We start from the raw sequence: 16,595 nt of genomic DNA, 5'->3' as shown, positions 1-16,595 counted from the left end.
GTAGCCGGACGACGGGGAAGGGTGATGCAACCGTTACTTCACCTCCGAGCGCAGCACGGTCCACAGACCGACCGCCAGCGGGATCGCCAGCCAGAAGAGGCTGGTGACGCCGAGCTGTGCCCAGTGCTCGCCGCTCATGTCCCCGTTGAAGAGGTAGCCCTGCGCGAAGTTGAAGTCGACCCACGGCTGGGCCTTCTCGAACCAGGCCTGGCTCTGGGCGAGCAGCGCGGACAGCGGGACGAGCACGAAGCTGATCACGAAGTACCCGACGACGGCGGCCGCCGAGTTGCGCAGCAGCACCCCGAGCATGAAGCCGAGCAGCATGCCCAGCACGTTGGCGAGCACGATGTAGGCGAACTCGGCGACCGTGACGTCCCAGACGGTGTCCGTGCCGGTGATCGCCGTGCCGAGGACGTTGCCGACCGCACCGATCGCGCCGGCCAGCAGCATGGAGACCACGCCGACGGCCAGGGTGACCAGGAGCTTGGCCGTGACCACCCGGCCCCGGTGCGGGACGAGGGTGAACGAGGTGAGACCGGTGCGCTGGCTCCACTCGCTGGTCACCGAGAGGATCGCGATCACCGGCAGGACGACGGCCATCGGGAAGCCGATGGCGGCCGCGAAGCTGTCGTAGGTCAGCGCGTCGTCGGGGGCGAAGAGGATGGTCGCGCCGGTGGCGACGACGGCGAGGATCGCGATGCTGGCCATCAGCCAGAAGCCGGACCGGGTGTCGAAGGACTTGCGCAGCTCGACGGCGACCAGCCGCGACATCGGGATGGGCGCCGGCGCCGGCCGGGTGCGGGCGACCTCGGTGACGAGGTCGGCGTCGAGGGTGGTCGCGGTCATGCTGCTGCTCCTTCGGTGGTCTGCTGGGTGTGGTGCTGGGTGTGGTCGCGCTGGGTGTCGGCGGTGAGCTCGAGGAACATCTCCTCCAGGCCCGCGCCCTCGGCCGGGCGCAGCTCGGTGAGCGCGACGCCGGCAGCGAGCGCGACCTGGCCGACCGCGTCCGGGTCGGCGTCGACCCGCAGCGTGGTGCTGGAGGGGGCGTCGTCGAGGTGGCTGAAGTCCAGGTCGGCGTCGACCAGAGCGCGGGCGAGGGTCGGGACGTCGCGGGTGCGCACCAGGGTGCCGGCACTGGCGAGCAGCTCCGCCTTGGTGCCCTGGGCGACGATCCGCCCCTGCCCGATCACGACGAGGTCGTCGGCGATGACCTCGATCTCGTGCAGCAGGTGGCTGCTGAGCAGCACGGTGCCGCCCTGGTCGGCGTACCCGCGCAGGAGGTCGCGCATCCAGCGGATGCCCGCCGGGTCCAGGCCGTTGGCCGGCTCGTCGAGGATCAGCACCTCGGGGTCGCCGAGCAGCGCGGTCGCGATGCCGAGCCGCTGGCGCATGCCGAGGGAGTAGTTGCGGACCCGCCGGCCGGCCTCCTCGGGGGTGAGGCTGACCATTTCGAGCATCTCGTCCACGCGGCGGGCCGGCAGGCCCATCGTGCGCTGGGCGATCGTGAGGACCTCGCGGCCGGTGCGGCCCGCGTGCTGCGCGGACGCGTCCAGCAGGACGCCCACCTCCAGGCCCGGGTTGGGCAGGTCGGCGAACCGGCGCCCGGCGACCTCCGCGGTGCCGGACGTGGCCGGCGTCAGGCCGACCATGATCCGCATCGTGGTGGACTTGCCGGCGCCGTTCGGGCCGAGGAAGCCGGTGACCCGTCCGGGACGGGCGGTGAACGTGACGTGGTCGACGGCCGTGAAGCCGCCGTACACCTTGGTGAGGGAGTCGACCGTGATCATGGCACCGAGCCTCGCGTCCACCGGGGTGCCGCCGCATCGGGGAAGCACGACCACCAGCCCCTGAACCGACCCTGGCCCGTCTCAGGGTGGCGGCTCGGGGTCGGGCCCCGGGGTGGGTGATGATGGCGGCGTGTCCATGCCCGCCCGTCTCGGTCGCTACGCGGTGCGCCGGCGCATCGGGTCGGGCGGTTTCGCGACCGTGTGGCTGGCCTACGACGAGCAGCTCGACTCGCCGGTGGCGGTCAAGGTGCTGGCCGAGAACTGGACCGAGGACGCCACCGTGCGGCAGCGGTTCCTCGAGGAGGGCCGGTTCCTGCGCAAGGTGGAGTCGCCGTACGTCGTCAGCGTCTACGACGCCGGCGAGCTCGAGGACGGCCGCCCCTACCTGGTGATGTCGTACGCCGACCAGGGCACCCTGGCGGACCGGCTGGAGGTGGAGGGCCTCACGCCGGCCCAGGCGCTGGAGGTGGTGCGCCAGGCGGGCGCCGGGCTGCAGGCGCTGCACGAGCGCGGGGTGTTGCACCGCGACGTGAAGCCGGCGAACGTGCTGTTCCGCACCGTCGAGGAGGGCGGGGCCGGCGCGGTCCGGGCGATGGTCGCCGACCTCGGCCTCGGCAAGGCGCTCGACGTGTCGTCGCGGCTGACCATGATCGCGGGGACGCCGTCGTACGTCGCACCGGAGCAGGCGCAGGGCGAGCCGCTCGACCCGCGCGCGGACCAGTACTCCCTGGCGGCGGTCGCCTACCTGATGCTCGCCGGGCGGCCGCCGTACGCCCACGCGTCGTTGGCGGCGGCCGCCGCGCCGGCTCCCCCGCCGCCCGTGTCGACCTCTGAGCGGCCGCTGCCCCCCGAGGTGGACGCCGTGGTGCGGCGTGCGCTGGCCCCCGACCGGGAGGACCGGTGGCCCGACGTCACGTCCTTCGTCGCCGCGCTCGACGCGGCGCTCGCGCCTGCCGTGTCCGCCGGCGCGCCCGCGGCGTGGCTGCCGGTCGACCCCGACCTGACCCAGCCGGGCGCCCGGCCGACGGCGCGGCCGTCGGTGGAGCCGCTCGCGGACCCGGTGCCACCGCGACGGCGCCGCGGTCGGCTGGTCGCCGGCGTCCTGGCCGGCGTCGTCGCGCTCGCGGTCGGTCTCGGGGGCGGGTACGCCGTGCAGCAGCGCCAGGTGCACGACGCGACGGTCGCCGACGACTCCGGCACCCTGTTCGTGACGGTGCCGCACGACTGGGCCGCGGCCGCGGCGCCGGCCGGCTGGACGGCGCCGACCGACGACGGTGGGCGCTTCCCCGCCCTGTCCGTCGGCACCTCCGCGGACTGGACCGACGTGCAGTCTGCCGACCAGGGGGTCTTCGTCGCGATCCTGCCCGGCACCGAGCTGCCCGACCGGATGCCGCGTCACCCCGAGTGCGCCGAGGCCGACGAGCCCGTCGACGGCACCGTCGAGGGCCACGACGCGCGCACGGTCCTCTACACCGGCTGCCCCGGTGGGGTCACCGTCGAGCGGGTCGTCCAGCTCGCGGCCAACCGGTTGCTGTGGGTGCAGATCCGCAGCGCCCACAGCGCGACCGCCAACGCGGTGCTGGACGACGTCGAGACGCGCGGGATCTGAGCACCGCCCCGGCCGAGCGTGCTCGCGAGCCGGTGTCTCGAGACCCCGCCGCCCACGAGGCCGGCCTCAGGTGTCGCCGTTTCATCACGGTCTGGTGGTGAACCGGCACCTCCCATGGTGGGCACGCCGAGGGAGGTGCGGGTTCACCTGCATCCCGTGATGAACCTGCGTCGGGTGAGGCGGGGCGCATCGGGACCCGCCCCGGCCCCCCAACAGCCTCAGTCCCGCGCCGCGATGGCCCGGGACAGCTCGTCGGGGTCGGCCCACATCTGCTGGACCTCCTCGAGCGTGCGGCCCTTGGTCTCGGGCACGTAGCGGCGGGTGAACCACAGCGTGACGACGCAGAAGAACGCGAAGATCAAGAACGCCCCCGACGTGCTCGTCAGGTCGACGATCGAGAGGAAGGTCTGGGTGACCGCCCAGGCGGCGAACCAGTTCAGCGCCGTGGCGGCCGCGACGCCCTTGCCGCGCACGTGGCTCGGGAACACCTCGTTGATGACCGTCCACACGATCGGCCCGAGCGAGAAGGCGAAGCTCGCGATGAAGGTGACCGTGCCGACCAGCGCGAGGATGCCGGCGTTCGTCGGCCCGTGCGAGGCCTGCTCCGACGCGGTCACCTCGTCGAGCCTGAAGAACGCACCGGCCACGAGCACCAGGCTCAGCAGCATCCCCCACGAGCCGATCGTCAGCAGCGGCTTGCGGCCGAACCGGTCGACGTACAGCACGGCGATGAGCGTGGCGAGCACGTTGACCCCGCCGACGGCCCACAGCGTCGCCAGGCTCTGCTGGGTGGGTGAGTCGAAGCCGGCGGCGGCGAAGATCGTGTTCGCGTAGTAGATGATCGCGTTGATCCCGGTCAGCTGCTGCAGCACCGCCAGCCCGCCGGCAACCACCAGGGGCCGGCGCCAGGTCCGGGAGAACACCTCGCCCCAGCTCGCCTGCTGCTCGCTCGCCAGGGCGGCCTCGATCGTCGCGACCCGCTCGGCCGCGTCGACGTCCGGCTCCGCACGGCGTACGACGGCCTCGGCGTCGGCGCGCCGGCCGACCTTGAGGTACCAGGTGGCCGAGTCCTTCAGCGGCAGCACGACCAGCACCAGCAGCACGGCGGGCACCGCCGAGATGCCCAGCATCAGCCGCCAGCGGTCGTCCTCGATGAGCAGGTAGTCGGCCCAGTAGGCGAGGAAGATGCCGATGGTCACGGCCATCTGGTAGAGCGACACCATCCGGCCGCGGTCGCGCGCGGCGGCGTTCTCCGCCCCGTAGAGCGGCCCGGCGACCGACGCGATCCCGACACCGGCGCCGAGGACCAGTCGGCCGACCGTCAGCACCGCCGTGCTGGGCGCGAGGGCCTCGAGCAGCGCGCCGACCACGAAGATGACCGAGGCCAGCACCAGGGTGAAGCGGCGGCCGAGCCGGTCCGCGAGGACGCCGGCGACGAGGGCGCCGACCATCGCCCCCAGGGTCACCCAGCTGGTGATGATCTCGATGACGAGGGTCGACGGCTCGAACTCCTTCTCGATGCCGCCCAGCGCGCCGGAGATGACGCCCTGGTCGTAGCCGAAGAGCAGTCCGCACAGGAGCAGCACCAGCCCGACGGCGAGGACGTAACGGCTGGGGCGCGGTGGGGTGTGGTCGCGCATCCCGGGATCGTCGACCCGTGGCGGGCGGCCGGCCTCACCCGAGACGGGGGAGGTCTAGCCCACCTTCTCGATGCTGGCGGCCACGTGGTCCCGCAGGCTGTCGAGCCCCGGCCGGTCGACCTCGCGGCCGACCACGCTCATCTCGAACTCCGCGGACGCGCCGTCGGGTGGGGTGAACCAGACGAAGGTGTCGTAGCGCTTGCGGTTGGTCGTGGGCTCGCGGTAGCGGAACGACAGCATGTCGTCGGTGCGGGCGAGCACGTGCACGTCGTCGTAGATCGAGGTGACCGCGGCCTCCTTCTCCGCGACCATCTCCTCGTTGCTGCGGTGCTCGTTCACCAGCTTCACGCGCATGCTGTAGCCGCCGACCGTCGGCTCGTCCGCCGGCCGCCAGCGCGTCTCGTAGAGCGGCGACACCTCCTCCGGCACCCACCCGGCCGGCACGTCGTAGTGCCAGCGGTAGCCGGGCCGTCCCATGCCGTGGACGCGGTAGTCGAGGTCGGTGGCGAGCGGCGGGTAGTCGATGTCGGGCGTGTACGGCCGCGCCGGCAGGACGGGGATCGAGGGGTTGCTGGCGGGCACGGGCGCGGCGGTCGCGAACGTCGCCGGCCCGTCGTCGTCGAGCGTGCCGAGGCCGAAGCCGGCGGCCGCGCCGACGGCCACGAGCGCGAGCGTCAGCCCGATCCAACGCACCCTCACGGCAGGAGGGTAGCCGGGCGGCGCTGCTGTGACAGTTCTGTGCGAGAGTGTCTGAGACCTGTCACAGCACCCCAGGGTCGGCCACCCGGCCGACCCCCGCCGGACCTGTCGCGAGGGAGCCGTCCGATGACCACCACACCCGCCGAGCTGTTCGCCGCGCACCGCCAGCGGCTCGAGGACGCCGCGGCGGCGTGCTCGACGCGCACCTGGTGGTCGGCCTTCGACGAGTCCCCGTCACCTCGCGTGTACGGCGAGGGCGCGGCCGCCGCCGGCCAGGCGGCGTTCGAGGCGTGGCTCGGTGGCGCGTTCCCGCTCAGCACGCCGGGCGCGAGCGGGACGGTGGCGACCGAGCGGTCGCCGTACGGGCCGGAGCTGGGGGTGTCCTACCCGCGGGTGACGGACGTCGACGCGCTGATGACCGCGGCGCGGGCGGGCATGAAGGCCTGGCGCGACGCCGGTCCCGACGCGCGGACGGGGGTGTGCCTGGAGGTGCTCCACCGGCTGCACGCGCGGGTCTTCGAGCTCGCCAACGCGGTGCAGCACACGAGCGGGCAGGCCTTCGTGATGGCCTTCCAGGCCGGTGGCGCCCACGCGCTCGACCGCGCGTTGGAGGCGATCGCCTACGCCTGGACCGAGATGCACCGCACCCCGGCGACCGCGCTGTGGGAGAAGCCCGGACGCGGTGAGCCGCTGCGGATGGAGAAGACCTTCACCGTCGTGCCGCGCGGCGTGGCGCTCGTCATCGGCTGCAACACCTTCCCGACCTGGAACTCCTGGCCGGGCCTGTTCGCGTCGCTGGTCACCGGCAACCCGGTCGTGGTCAAGCCGCACCCCGCGGCCGTCCTGCCCCTCGCCATCACGGTGCAGGTGTGCCAGGAGGTGCTCAGCGAGGCCGGGTTCGACGCGAACCTGGTGACGCTGGCCGCTGAGGAGCCCGACGACCGCCTCGCCGCGGCCCTCGCGGTGCGGCCGGAGGTGCGGCTGGTCGACTTCACCGGCGGCAACGCCTTCGGCGACTGGCTGGAGGAGCACGCCCGCCAGGCCGTGGTCTTCACCGAGAAGGCCGGGGTCAACACCGTCGTCGTCGACTCGACCTCCGACTTCCGTGCGATGTGCCAGAACCTGGCGTTCTCGTTCTCGCTCTACTCCGGGCAGATGTGCACGGCCCCGCAGAACGTCTACCTGCCCGCCGCCGGCATCGCGACCGAGGACGGCATGAAGTCGCCCGCCGAGGTCGCCGCCGGGATCGGTGCGGCGCTCGACCGGCTGCTGGGTGACGACGCCCGGGCCGTCGAGCTGCTCGGCGGCATCGTCAACCAGGGTGTGCTGGAGCGGCTGGACGCGGCAGGCGCCGGCGACGTCCTGGTGCCGTCGCGGGCGGTGAGCCACCCGTCGTACGACGCGGCGACGGTGCGCACGCCCACGCTGCTGCGGCTGACGGCCGCCGACGCGGAGGTCTACGAGACCGAGTGCTTCGGTCCGGTCGCCTACCTGATCGAGACCGACGGCACCGACCAGTCGATCGAGCTGTTCCGCGACACCGTCCAGCGGCACGGGGCGATGACCGCCTCGGTCTACTCCACCTCCGACGCCGTCGTCGAGCAGGTGCGCGACGCCGCGCTCGACGCCGGCGTCGCGCTCTCGGAGAACCTGCTGGGTGGGGTGTTCGTCAACCAGTCGGCCGCGTACTCCGACTTCCACGGCACCGGTGCCAACCCGGCGGCGACCGCGTCGTACACGGACGGCGCGTACGTCGCCTCCCGGTTCCGCGTGGTCCAGTCCCGCCGGCACGTCTGAGGACGCGGTCAGCAGAACCGGCGGTGGTAGACGGCCGTCGCGGCGGCGTACGCGAGGACCAGGACGCCCAGGCACCACGCGATCGCGGTGGCGAGCTGGTCCCCGACCGGCTGACCCTCCAGGAGACGTCGGAGCGTCTCGACGATCGAGGTGACCGGCTGGTGCTCGGCGAACGCACGCACCGGTGCGGGCATGGTGTCGGTCAGCACGAACGCCGAGCTGACGAACGGCAGGAACATGATGGGGTAGGAGAAGGCGGCAGCGCCGTCGACCGAGCGTGCCGCCAGGCCGGCCACGACGGCGACCCAGGTCAGCGCGAGCGTGAAGAGGGCCAGGACGCCGGCCACGGCGAGCCACGCCAGCACGCCCGCGCCGGAGCGGAACCCCAGGAGCAGGGCGACCGAGAGGACCACGGTGACGGAGACGGCGTTGGCGACCAGCGACGTCAGCACGTGCGCCCAGAGCACCGAGGACCGGGCGATCGGCAGTGACCGGAGGCGCTCCACGATGCCGCCCTGCAGGTCGAGGAAGAGGCGGTAGGACGTGTACGAGACCCCGGAGGCGACGGTGATGAGCAGGATGCCGGGCAGCAGGTAGTCGACGTACGGCCGGGTGCCGGTGTCGATCGAGCCGCCGAAGACGTAGACGAACAGGAGCATGAAGCCGATCGGCATGACCGTCGTGGTGATGATCGTGTCCGGGCTGCGCACGACGTGTCGCAGCGAGCGCCCGAGCAGGGCGCCCGTGTCATCGAGGGCGTGGGCGGTCATGGCGGGCTCCTTCGTGCTGTCAGCGGTCGGTGCCGACCACCGCGAGGAAGACCTCCTCGAGGCTCGGCTGCTTCTCGACGAGCTCGACCCGAGCAGGCGGCAGCAGTCGCTTCAGCTCGGCGAGCGAGCCGTCGGCGATGATGCGGCCCTGGTGGAGGATCGCGATCCGGTCGGCGAGCTGCTCGGCCTCGTCGAGGTACTGGGTGGTGAGCAGGATCGTCGTGCCACGCCCGGCGAGCTCGCGGACGCAGCGCCACACCTCCGCGCGGCCCTGGGGGTCCAGCCCGGTGGTCGGCTCGTCGAGGACGACGACCGGCGGGTCGCCGGCCAGGCTCATCGCGATGTCCAGCCGGCGCCGCATGCCGCCGGAGTAGGTCGACACACGCCGGTCGGCCGCCTCGGCGAGGTCGAAGCGGTCGAGCAGGTCGTCGGCGACCCGGCGGGGCTCCGGCAGGTGCCTCAGGCGGGCGACCAGGACCAGGTTCTCGCGGCCGGTGAGGACCTCGTCCACCGCCGAGAACTGACCGGTGAGGCTGATCAGCTCCCGGACCCGGGCGCCCTGCGTCACGACGTCGAGTCCGGCGACGCTCGCCGTGCCCGCATCGGGCCGCAGGAGCGTCGACAGGATCCGCACGAGCGTGGTCTTGCCGGCTCCGTTGGAGCCGAGCAGCGCGTAGATGCTGCCGCGGTCGACGGTCAGGTCGACGCCGTCGAGGACGCGCAGGTCGCCGTACGACCGGTGCACGCCGCGGACCGTGATCACTGCTCGCCGCGCTCGGCGGCGTCGATCGCCGCAGTCAGCCGGGCCCGCTCCTTGTCGACCCAGCGCTTGCCCGTGTAGGCCTCGGCGAAGGTCTCGACGAACTCGACGGGGTCCGCACCGACGACCGCACGCACCGGGGTGCCGTCGGCCGCCGCCCGCTCCCACAGGTCCGCCAGGTCGCTGAACATCGAGACGGCGGTGTCGCCGTCGATCACGCCACCGCAGACCAGCAGGTAGCGGTGCACCCCGCGGGCGGCCGTGCGGTACGGCTCCGGCAGTGCCTTCAGACGCGCGTTGTCCCGGCGGTACTGCTTCTTCTGCTCGAGCGATCCGGTGACCGACTCGATCCACTTGGCTGTCATGACGGACGGCCTCCTTCGCGGAGCTGGTCGATACGTCCTGCGAGGAAGCTCCACGTCCTCCAGAACTCGTCGAGCTGCGCCCGTCCCCGGGCGTTGAGCGTGTAGACCTTGCGCGGCGGCCCCTTCTCAGAGGGAACCTTCTCGACGTCGACGAGACCGCGCTGCTCGACGCGGACCAGGACCGCGTAGACGGTGCCCTCGGCGATGTCGCTGAACCCGCGGTCGCGCAGGTCGGCGGTGATCTCGTAGCCGTAGGCCGGACGGTGCGCGAGGATCGCCAGGACGATGCCCTCCAGCACCCCCTTGAGCATCTCGCTCGCCAGCTTGGCCATCCATCGCTCCCGCTACTCAGTGTCAATGACTACTAGTACATAGTAACGCTGAATACCGCGCAGACAAGTCCTCCTGGCCGGTCCGATGAGTACATCGGTGGAGGCCGGTCTGTCGAAGGAGGGTCCGCCCGTTCGTCGTACGGGTGACCGCACCTACCGAGGAGACGACGATGACCGACCTGAGGAGCCGCTGGCTCGCCCTCTACGTGCTGTGCCTGGGCGACCTGATGATCGTGCTGGACTCCAGCATCGTGAACGTGGCGCTGCCGTCCATCCAGGCCGACCTCGGGTTCTCCCAGTCGGCCCTGGCCTGGGTGGTCAACGCCTACCTGCTCACCTTCGGCGGCTTCCTGCTGCTGTCCGGGCGCCTCGGCGACCTGCTCGGCAACAGGCGGGTGTTCCTGGCCGGGGTCGTGGCCTTCACGACCGCGTCGGTGGCGTGCGGGCTCGCGCCGTCGGCCGGGCTGCTCGTCGTCGGCCGCGCGGTCCAGGGCCTCGGCGGCGCGGCGGTCTCCGCGGTCGCGCTGGCGCTGATCATGGGGCTCTTCTCCGACCCGGCGGAGCGGGCCAAGGCGATGGGCTTCTTCGGCTTCGTGATGTCCGGCGGCGGCGCGGTCGGCGTGCTGCTCGGCGGCGTGCTGACCGGGCTCTTCTCGTGGCACTGGATCTTCCTGGTCAACGTCCCCGTCGGCGTCGGGGTGTGGCTCGCCGCCCGCCGGGTGCTGCCGGCCGACGAGGTGGGCGAGCAGCGGCCGCGCATCGACGTGCTCGGCGCCGTGCTCGTGACCGGTGCGCTGGTGCTGTCGGTCTACGGGATCGTGACCAGCACCTGGGTGCTGCTGGGCGGCAGCGCGGTGCTGCTGGCGTCGTTCGTGGGCTGGGAGTCCCGCACCGCCGAGCCCCTGGTGCCGCTGCGTCTCTTCCGGCTCCGCAACGTCGTGGTGTCCCAGGTGGTCGGTGTGCTGTGGGCGGCGGCGATGTTCGCCTGGTTCTTCCTGTCCGCCCTCTACCTCCAGCAGGTGCTGGGGTACGGCGCCTTGGAGGTCGGCCTCGCGTTCGTGCCGACCAGCGCGGTGATGGCCTTCTGCTCGCTGCGGGTGTCCGACCGGCTGGTGATGCGCTTCGGGATCCGGCCGCCGCTCGTGGCCGGTCTCGCGCTCGCCGCGACCAGCCTGCTGCTCTTCTCGCGGGCGCCCGTCGACGGCAGCTTCGTCACCGACGTGCTGCCCTCGATGCTCCTCCTCGGCGCGGGCGCCGGCATCGCGTTCAACCCGGTGCTGCTCGCCGCGATGGGTGACGTCGAGCCGCACGAGTCCGGCCTCGCCTCGGGCGTGGTCAACACCTCGTTCATGATGGGTGGCGCGCTGGGTCTCGCGGTGCTCGTCAGCCTGGCGACCGCCCGGACCGAGTCGCTGGCCGCCGATGGGTCCTCGGCGCTCGAGGCCCTCAACGGCGGCTTCCAGCTCGCCTTCGCCGTCGGCGCCGTCTCCGCCGCCCTGGCCGCGCTCGTCGGCGGCCTCCTCCTGCGCCCCAAGCCGATGGTCATGCCGACCGACGAGCCGCTCCCCGAGGCCGCCCCCGAGGTTGCCTAGCGGGATAGTCCCTGACGCTCGAGTGGTGACGACGGCGGCGAGGTCAAGTGGTCCTAGCAACGGTCATGCTGCTGCCGGTTTGGTCAGCAGTGCGTCCAGCGCTTGGGCTGGGGTCTGCAGGTTCAGGGTAGGGCGTGGTCGGGCGTTGAGGGTTGCGGCGATGCGGCGGAGGTCGGCGGCGGTGAACCTGGACAGGTCGGTGCCCTTGGTCAGCCAGTGCCGCAGGAGCCGGTTGGTGTTCTCGTTGGTGCCGCGCTGCCAGGGTGAGTGGGGGTCGCAGAAGTAGACCGGCATGTCGAGGTCGAGCTGGATCTTGTCGTAGCGGGCCAGCTCGGTGCCGCGGTCCCAGGTCAGCGACTGGCGTAGGTGCTCGGGCAGGTCGGCCATCTCGCGGATCATCGCGGCGGCGACGCTGTCGGCGTCGTGGCGGCCGGGCAGGTGCAGCAGGATCGTGAACCGGGTGGACCGCTCGACCAGGGTGCCGACCGCGACCCCGCCGGCGACCCCCATGACCAGGTCGCCTTCCCAGTGACCGGGCACGGCCCGGTCCCTGGCCTCGGCGGGCCGCTGGCTGATCTTGAACGCCTCCTTGTACGGGCTGTTGGCACGCTTCGGCGAGCCCTGGGGCTTGCGGCGGGGCCGGATGGTCGACAGCTGCCGGTACAGGTCCTTGCGCAGCTCCCCACGGGTCTGGACGTACAGCGCCTGGTAGATCGTCTCGTGCGACACGCGCTCCATGATCATGTGCGGGAAGTCGCGCTTGAGGATCGTGGCGATCAGTTTCGGTGACCAGCCGTCGTCCATCCACGCCTCGATCCGGCGACACAGCCCCGGGTTGGCGACCAACCGGAACTCCTTGGGCCGCTTGCGGGCCTGCACAGCGTTGTGGTGCGCCAGCCCGGCGTGGTAGCTGCCGTCGGGGCCGCTGTTGCGTTTGATCTCACGGCTGACCACCGACTTGTCCCGGTCGATCAGCGCACCGATCTCCTCCAGGGTGATCGGGTCGCCCTGCGCGCGTCGCCGCACGCACGCGGCGATGACCGCCCGGTCCTCGCTGGTCAGCACCCGGCGTCTGAGCCGGTCCGGGGTGGGCGGGTCCGACGCAGCCCCCGCGGTCGGCGGCGGGTCGAGCAACAGCACAACGTCCACGAGCCCGCCGCGCTTGCCGGGCATGAGCTTCAACGACACCGGAGCAGACTCGCGCCACCACTCCCACGCCGACTGCTTCGCCACGCCGGCCTCTCCAGCAGCAGCCGCGAGCGACCAGCCCTCGGCAACCCGGTCGAAGAACCGCTCACGGACCTCGTCGGACACACGTCTTCTGGGCACAACACCTCCACAAAGTCGGTGTTGCTAGGACCACTTGACTCCGCCGGCGTGCCGACCACTCGATCGTCAGGGACTATCCCAGCGCTCAGTCGGTGGGGAGCGGGGCCCGGGAGATCGGGCAGCTCATGCAGCGCGGACCGCCGCGGCCGGAGCCGAGCTCGGAGCCGGCGATGCGGACGACCTCGATGCCGGCCTCCTCGAGGCGCGTGTTGGTCTCGTCGTTGCGCTCGTAGGCGACCGCGACGCGGGGTGCGATGGCCAGGGTATTGTTGCCGTCGTCCCACTGCTCGCGCTCGGCGGTGACCGGGTCCAGGCCGGTGTCGATCTGGTGGAGGGTGTCGATCTCCATCGCCTTCGCGGCGGCCACCAGGAAGGGCTCGGCGTCGGCCACCGACAGCGCCAGGTCACGATCGTCCTCGGCGTCGGAGTCCAGCGTGACGGCGTACGCCTGGAGCGAGTCGGCGACGTTGGGGTACATCACGATCTTGTCGACGTCGACCATCGTGCAGACCGTGTCGAGGTGCATGGTGGCGCGCTCCTGCGCGATCGGCACCGCGAGCACCGTGTGCGCGAGCCCGGCGTGGAAGACCTGGCGGGCGAACCGCTCCGCCCCGGCGGGCGTGGTGCGCTCGCCCACGCCGACGGCGATGACCCCGGGGGCCATCAGCAGGACGTCCCCGCCCTCGACGTGCTCGTGGTGCCAGCCGTGCACCTTGCGGGTGCCGCGGAACCGCGGGTGCTCGGTGTAGATCAGCTCGGTGAGCTGCGTCTCCCGCGCGCGGGCGGGCATCGCCAGCGACGTCACGGCCACCCGGTCGCGGATCCACACGCTCGAGTCGCGGGTGAACAGCAGGTTCGGCAGCGGGTCGATGAGGAAGTCGTCGTGGTTGAGCAGCGCGGTCACCAGGCCGAACCCGCCGCGGACCTCGTCGTTGCGGATGCCTGCCGTGAGGTAGCCGGTCAGCTCCTCCGGCGAGGCGTCGCGCAGGAAACGGGCGAGGTAGCCACGCAGCGTGTCGCCCAGGTGCAGCCCGGCCAGGGCCGTGGTGATCGCGTGGTTGCGGGCGTCGTCCTGCTGGAGGGTCTCGGCGAGCAGCTCGGTCAGGTAGAGGACCTCGACGCCCCGCTCGCGCAGCCGCTCGGCGAACTCGTCGTGCTCGTCCTGGGCCCGCGCCACCCAGGGGATGCCGTCGAACAGCAGCTTGTCGTTGTTGCGCGGGGTGAGCCGCTTGAGCTCGTTGCCCGGGCGGTGCAGCAGGACGGTCCGGAGGGTGCCGACCTCGCTGTCAGCGCCGTGCGTTGCCATGGCCACCACCCTAAGGGCCCCGGTCTCGGGGGGTCAGGTCAGCAGCTCGTACGCCGTCACGCCCGCCAGCACCAGGCACACGGCCGCACCGACGTAGTGGAGCACGTGGAGCTTGACGAAGCGCTGCAGCTGCTTGCCGGCCACCACCGCGAGACCGCTCACCACGAGCAGGGCGGCCAGGGCCCCGACGAACACGGCGGCCGGCTGGCCGTACTTGGCGACCAGCGAGATCGTCAGCAGCTGGGACAGGTCGCCCCACTCCGCGGCGAACAGCACGAGGAAGCTCGCGACCACCGCCTTGTGGCCACCCACGTCCTTGGCCACCACCTCGTCCTCGTCGGCGGCCTGGTGGTTGCGGCCCTCCCGGATCAAGATGACCGCGCCGACCAGGAAGATCACCCCGGCGGCCGCCTGGACCACCTCCTCGGGCAGGAACGAGACGGCGTGCCCCAGCAGCACCGCCACGGTCGTCTGCACCGCGAACGCCAGCCCGACGCCGATCCACACCAGGAACGGCCGGTACTTGGTGGCGAGCACCAGCGTCGCGAGGAAGGTCTTGTCGGGCAGCTCGACGACGAAGATCGCGAGGAAGGTCAGGCCGATGACGACCGGGTCCATCAGGGGGTTGCCTCTCCAGGACCGTGGAGGTCCAGATCGAGCAGCGCGCGGCAGTGGGCCTGCGCCTCGGTGAGCACGTCGTTGACCGGGCGGCCGAGCGCGGCGGCCGCACGTGCGACGTCGTCGTACTCCGGCTGGGCGTTGACGGCGATGCCTTCGTGTCGCGCCACCTTGACCGCCACCCGGTGCCCGTCGACGTGCACCTCGACCATCTCACGCAGGAGGGCGTGCTTGGTCACCGGCTGCTCGCGCAGGCCGATCGTCGTGGTGTGCCGGAAGATCGCGGTGCGCACCTGCGGCGCCAGCGCGCCGTCGACCAGCGCGTGCAGGGTGTGCGCGGGCCGGCCCTTCTTCATCAGGATCGGGGTCAGCCAGGCGTCGGCGGCGCCGGCGTCCAGCAGCGCCGCGAGGACGGCGGGCCACACCCGCGGGTCCAGGTCGTCGACGTTGGTCTCGAGGAGCAGCGGGCCCCCGGTGGTCGAGCCGACCCCGGTGGTCGAGCCTGTCGAGACCCCCGCGAGGAGCCGCACCACGTTCGCGTGGCCCGCGGGGTCGCGACCGCCGGCGCCGGTGCCGACGGCGGTCACCGCCATCGGTGGCTGCGGGCCGTACGCCGTCGCCAGCGTCGTCAGCAGCGCCGCACCCGTGGGCGTGCACGCCTCCGTGACCGCTGGCCCGGCAAGCGTCGGGACGCCGCGCAGCAGCTCGACGACCGCCGGCGGCGGGACCGGCAGGGTGCCGTGCGCGGTCTCGACCGTCCCGGACCCCACCGCGACCGGCGACACCGTCACCGCCGCGGCACCGAGGTGCTCGAACCCCGCGCACACCCCGACCACGTCCGCGATCGCGTCCAGCGCCCCGACCTCGTGGAAGTGGACCTCGTCGGGTGACGTCCCGTGCACGGCCGCCTCCGCGACGGCCAGCCGCTCGAAGACCGCCAGCGGGAGGTCGGCCCCCGCGAGCAGCGCCCGGACGTCGCGCCAGGTGCGGTGGTGGTGCGACTCGGCCACCTCCACGTGCACCCGGGTCGCGGCCAGGCCGCCCCGCTGGACCTCCTCGACGTGCAGGGTCACGGGCTCGGGCGCCACGGCGTCGATAGCGCCCTGGAGCACCGCGATCGGCACGCCGGCGCCGACGAGGGCGCCGAGCAGCATGTCGCCGCTGGCGCCCGCCGTGGCGTCGACCCAGACGGCGCCGGCGCTCATCGCGGAGCGCTCTGCCGGGCGACGCGGGCGGCGTGCACGCCGGCGCCGTACCCGTTGTCGATGTTGACGACGGTGATCCCGGGCGCGCACGAGTTGAGCATCGTCAGCAGCGCGGCGATGCCCCCGAGCGAGGCGCCGTAGCCGATGCTGGTCGGCACGGCCACCAGGGGTACGCCGGTGAGCCCGCCGACCACGGACGGCAGCGCACCCTCCATCCCGGCCACCACCACCAGGCAGTCGGCCTCCTCGAGGCGGTCGCGCACGCTCATCAGCCGGTGCAGGCCCGCCACGCCGACGTCGTCGATGCGGTCGACCGCCGAGCCGTGGACGGCGACCGTCACGGCCACCTCGGCCGCCACCGGCCCGTCGGAGGTGCCGGCGGCGACGACCGCCACCCGGCCGCGCGGCTCGGGGAGCGGGCCGAGGGTGGCCGCGCGGGCGGCCACGTCGACCGTCGCCCCCGGCAGCTCGGTGGCCACGGCGTCGAGCGCCTCCGACGCGAGCCGGGTGGCCAGCACCGCGCGCTCGGGGTGCTCGGCGTGGAGCGTGCGCAGGATCGCCACGACCTGGTCAGGTGTCTTGCCGGCCCCGAACACGACCTCGGGGTCGCCCGTGCGCGCCGCGCGGTCGACGTCGACGCGCGCGAACCCGAGGTCGGCCACGCGGGGGTCCTGCTGCTCCACAGCAGGAGAACCTACCCGGGGGTGGATGAATCCCCGGCCGACCGGGGATTCATCCGGGGTTGTCAGGCTCTTCATGACGTTGTCGGGGGTTGCAACGCCTGAC

At 72.6% G+C, this 16,595-nt stretch carries 16 protein-coding genes; 3 read left to right on the top strand and 13 right to left on the bottom strand.

The genetic code is table 11. The annotated features are described in order from the left end of the window. Positions 1-33 precede the first annotated feature (33 nt). Together ACILRH_RS00375 and ACILRH_RS00370 are read right to left on the bottom strand one after the other, a co-directional pair. Positions 34-846: an ABC transporter permease gene (locus ACILRH_RS00375; protein WP_395690144.1), complete on the bottom strand. Its 813-nt coding sequence runs from the start codon at positions 844-846 to the stop codon at positions 34-36. After that, on the bottom strand, positions 843-1,787 hold the full coding sequence (locus ACILRH_RS00370; protein ID WP_395690143.1) for an ABC transporter ATP-binding protein: 945 nt from the start codon (positions 1,785-1,787) through the stop codon (positions 843-845). The genes ACILRH_RS00375 and ACILRH_RS00370 overlap by 4 nt, the downstream gene beginning before the upstream one ends. 136 nt (positions 1,788-1,923) lie before the next feature. Between ACILRH_RS00370 and ACILRH_RS00365 the strand changes: the two genes are divergently transcribed. After that, positions 1,924-3,396: a serine/threonine-protein kinase gene (locus ACILRH_RS00365; protein WP_395691194.1), complete on the top strand. Its 1,473-nt coding sequence runs from the start codon at positions 1,924-1,926 to the stop codon at positions 3,394-3,396. 218 nt (positions 3,397-3,614) lie between these two features. Here the strand turns inward: ACILRH_RS00365 and ACILRH_RS00360 are convergent, their stop codons facing one another. Then, a complete protein-coding gene (locus tag ACILRH_RS00360) occupies positions 3,615-5,036 on the bottom strand; it encodes a sugar porter family MFS transporter (RefSeq protein ID WP_395690142.1) in 1,422 nt (473 codons plus the stop codon). Positions 5,037-5,090: 54 nt separating this feature from the next. After that, positions 5,091-5,735 carry a hypothetical protein gene (locus tag ACILRH_RS00355; protein ID WP_395690141.1) on the bottom strand — a complete coding sequence of 215 codons (645 nt, stop codon included), beginning with the start codon at positions 5,733-5,735 and terminating at the stop codon, positions 5,091-5,093. Positions 5,736-5,861: 126 nt separating this feature from the next. Here ACILRH_RS00355 and paaN point away from each other — a divergent pair, with 126 nt between their 5' ends. Next, positions 5,862-7,532, top strand: a complete 1,671-nt coding sequence (gene paaN / locus ACILRH_RS00350; protein ID WP_395690140.1) for a phenylacetic acid degradation protein PaaN — start codon at positions 5,862-5,864, stop codon at positions 7,530-7,532. An 8-nt stretch (positions 7,533-7,540) separates the two neighbouring features. Here the strand turns inward: paaN and ACILRH_RS00345 are convergent, their stop codons facing one another. From ACILRH_RS00345 to ACILRH_RS00330, 4 genes are read right to left on the bottom strand one after another with little or no spacing between them, the layout of a single operon-like run. Then, entirely contained in the window at positions 7,541-8,302 is a 762-nt protein-coding gene (locus tag ACILRH_RS00345; protein ID WP_395690139.1) for an ABC transporter permease, read from the bottom strand. Positions 8,303-8,321: 19 nt separating this feature from the next. Continuing rightward, positions 8,322-9,047 (bottom strand): ABC transporter ATP-binding protein, encoded by a 726-nt coding sequence (locus ACILRH_RS00340; RefSeq protein WP_395690138.1) that lies wholly within the window; start codon positions 9,045-9,047, stop codon positions 8,322-8,324. A 14-nt stretch (positions 9,048-9,061) separates the two neighbouring features. Continuing rightward, positions 9,062-9,427 (bottom strand): DUF1048 domain-containing protein, encoded by a 366-nt coding sequence (locus ACILRH_RS00335; protein WP_395690137.1) that lies wholly within the window; start codon positions 9,425-9,427, stop codon positions 9,062-9,064. Beyond that, positions 9,424-9,759, bottom strand: a complete 336-nt coding sequence (locus ACILRH_RS00330; RefSeq protein ID WP_395690136.1) for a PadR family transcriptional regulator — start codon at positions 9,757-9,759, stop codon at positions 9,424-9,426. Before ACILRH_RS00330 ends, ACILRH_RS00335 begins: the two co-directional genes overlap by 4 nt. 170 nt (positions 9,760-9,929) lie before the next feature. Between ACILRH_RS00330 and ACILRH_RS00325 the strand changes: the two genes are divergently transcribed. Further along, positions 9,930-11,351 (top strand): DHA2 family efflux MFS transporter permease subunit, encoded by a 1,422-nt coding sequence (locus ACILRH_RS00325; protein ID WP_395690135.1) that lies wholly within the window; start codon positions 9,930-9,932, stop codon positions 11,349-11,351. A gap of 63 nt (positions 11,352-11,414) precedes the next feature. Here the strand turns inward: ACILRH_RS00325 and ACILRH_RS00320 are convergent, their stop codons facing one another. From ACILRH_RS00320 to larB, 5 genes are all read right to left on the bottom strand, one after another. Next, on the bottom strand, positions 11,415-12,665 hold the full coding sequence (locus ACILRH_RS00320; RefSeq protein WP_395690134.1) for an IS30 family transposase: 1,251 nt from the start codon (positions 12,663-12,665) through the stop codon (positions 11,415-11,417). A 100-nt stretch (positions 12,666-12,765) separates the two neighbouring features. Further along, positions 12,766-13,986, bottom strand: a complete 1,221-nt coding sequence (locus tag ACILRH_RS00315) for an arginine deiminase (RefSeq protein ID WP_395690133.1) — start codon at positions 13,984-13,986, stop codon at positions 12,766-12,768. 33 nt (positions 13,987-14,019) lie between these two features. Then, positions 14,020-14,604, bottom strand: coding sequence for a TMEM165/GDT1 family protein (locus ACILRH_RS00310; RefSeq protein WP_395690132.1), 585 nt, complete (start codon positions 14,602-14,604; stop codon positions 14,020-14,022). Then, positions 14,604-15,809 (bottom strand): nickel pincer cofactor biosynthesis protein LarC, encoded by a 1,206-nt coding sequence (gene larC, locus ACILRH_RS00305; protein ID WP_395690131.1) that lies wholly within the window; start codon positions 15,807-15,809, stop codon positions 14,604-14,606. Before larC ends, ACILRH_RS00310 begins: the two co-directional genes overlap by 1 nt. Continuing rightward, complete coding sequence (larB, locus tag ACILRH_RS00300) at positions 15,806-16,492, bottom strand: nickel pincer cofactor biosynthesis protein LarB (protein WP_395690130.1); 687 nt, start codon at positions 16,490-16,492, stop codon at positions 15,806-15,808. The genes larC and larB overlap by 4 nt, the downstream gene beginning before the upstream one ends. Positions 16,493-16,595 lie beyond the last annotated feature (103 nt).

Origin of the sequence: Nocardioides sp. (assembly GCF_044226765.1) — a bacterium.
Taxonomy (GTDB): domain Bacteria; phylum Actinomycetota; class Actinomycetes; order Propionibacteriales; family Nocardioidaceae; genus Nocardioides.
Note: the sequence above shows the minus strand (reverse complement) of the source record. Positions and strands in the feature narration are given on the sequence as shown.

What these genes read in the sequence shown, in the direction of transcription:
- paaN (WP_395690140.1), top strand. Translation starts at nt 5,862, where the DNA reads ATGACCACCACACCCGCCGAGCTGTTCGCCGCGCACCGCCAGCGGCTC.
- ACILRH_RS00310 (WP_395690132.1), bottom strand. Translation starts at nt 14,604, where the DNA reads ATGGACCCGGTCGTCATCGGCCTGACCTTCCTCGCGATCTTCGTCGTC.
- ACILRH_RS00335 (WP_395690137.1), bottom strand. Translation starts at nt 9,427, where the DNA reads ATGACAGCCAAGTGGATCGAGTCGGTCACCGGATCGCTCGAGCAGAAG.
- ACILRH_RS00345 (WP_395690139.1), bottom strand. Translation starts at nt 8,302, where the DNA reads ATGACCGCCCACGCCCTCGATGACACGGGCGCCCTGCTCGGGCGCTCG.
- ACILRH_RS00325 (WP_395690135.1), top strand. Translation starts at nt 9,930, where the DNA reads ATGACCGACCTGAGGAGCCGCTGGCTCGCCCTCTACGTGCTGTGCCTG.
- ACILRH_RS00375 (WP_395690144.1), bottom strand. Translation starts at nt 846, where the DNA reads ATGACCGCGACCACCCTCGACGCCGACCTCGTCACCGAGGTCGCCCGC.
- ACILRH_RS00330 (WP_395690136.1), bottom strand. Translation starts at nt 9,759, where the DNA reads ATGGCCAAGCTGGCGAGCGAGATGCTCAAGGGGGTGCTGGAGGGCATC.
- ACILRH_RS00365 (WP_395691194.1), top strand. Translation starts at nt 1,924, where the DNA reads ATGCCCGCCCGTCTCGGTCGCTACGCGGTGCGCCGGCGCATCGGGTCG.
- ACILRH_RS00360 (WP_395690142.1), bottom strand. Translation starts at nt 5,036, where the DNA reads ATGCGCGACCACACCCCACCGCGCCCCAGCCGTTACGTCCTCGCCGTC.
- ACILRH_RS00315 (WP_395690133.1), bottom strand. Translation starts at nt 13,986, where the DNA reads ATGGCAACGCACGGCGCTGACAGCGAGGTCGGCACCCTCCGGACCGTC.
- ACILRH_RS00370 (WP_395690143.1), bottom strand. Translation starts at nt 1,787, where the DNA reads ATGATCACGGTCGACTCCCTCACCAAGGTGTACGGCGGCTTCACGGCC.
- larC (WP_395690131.1), bottom strand. Translation starts at nt 15,809, where the DNA reads ATGAGCGCCGGCGCCGTCTGGGTCGACGCCACGGCGGGCGCCAGCGGC.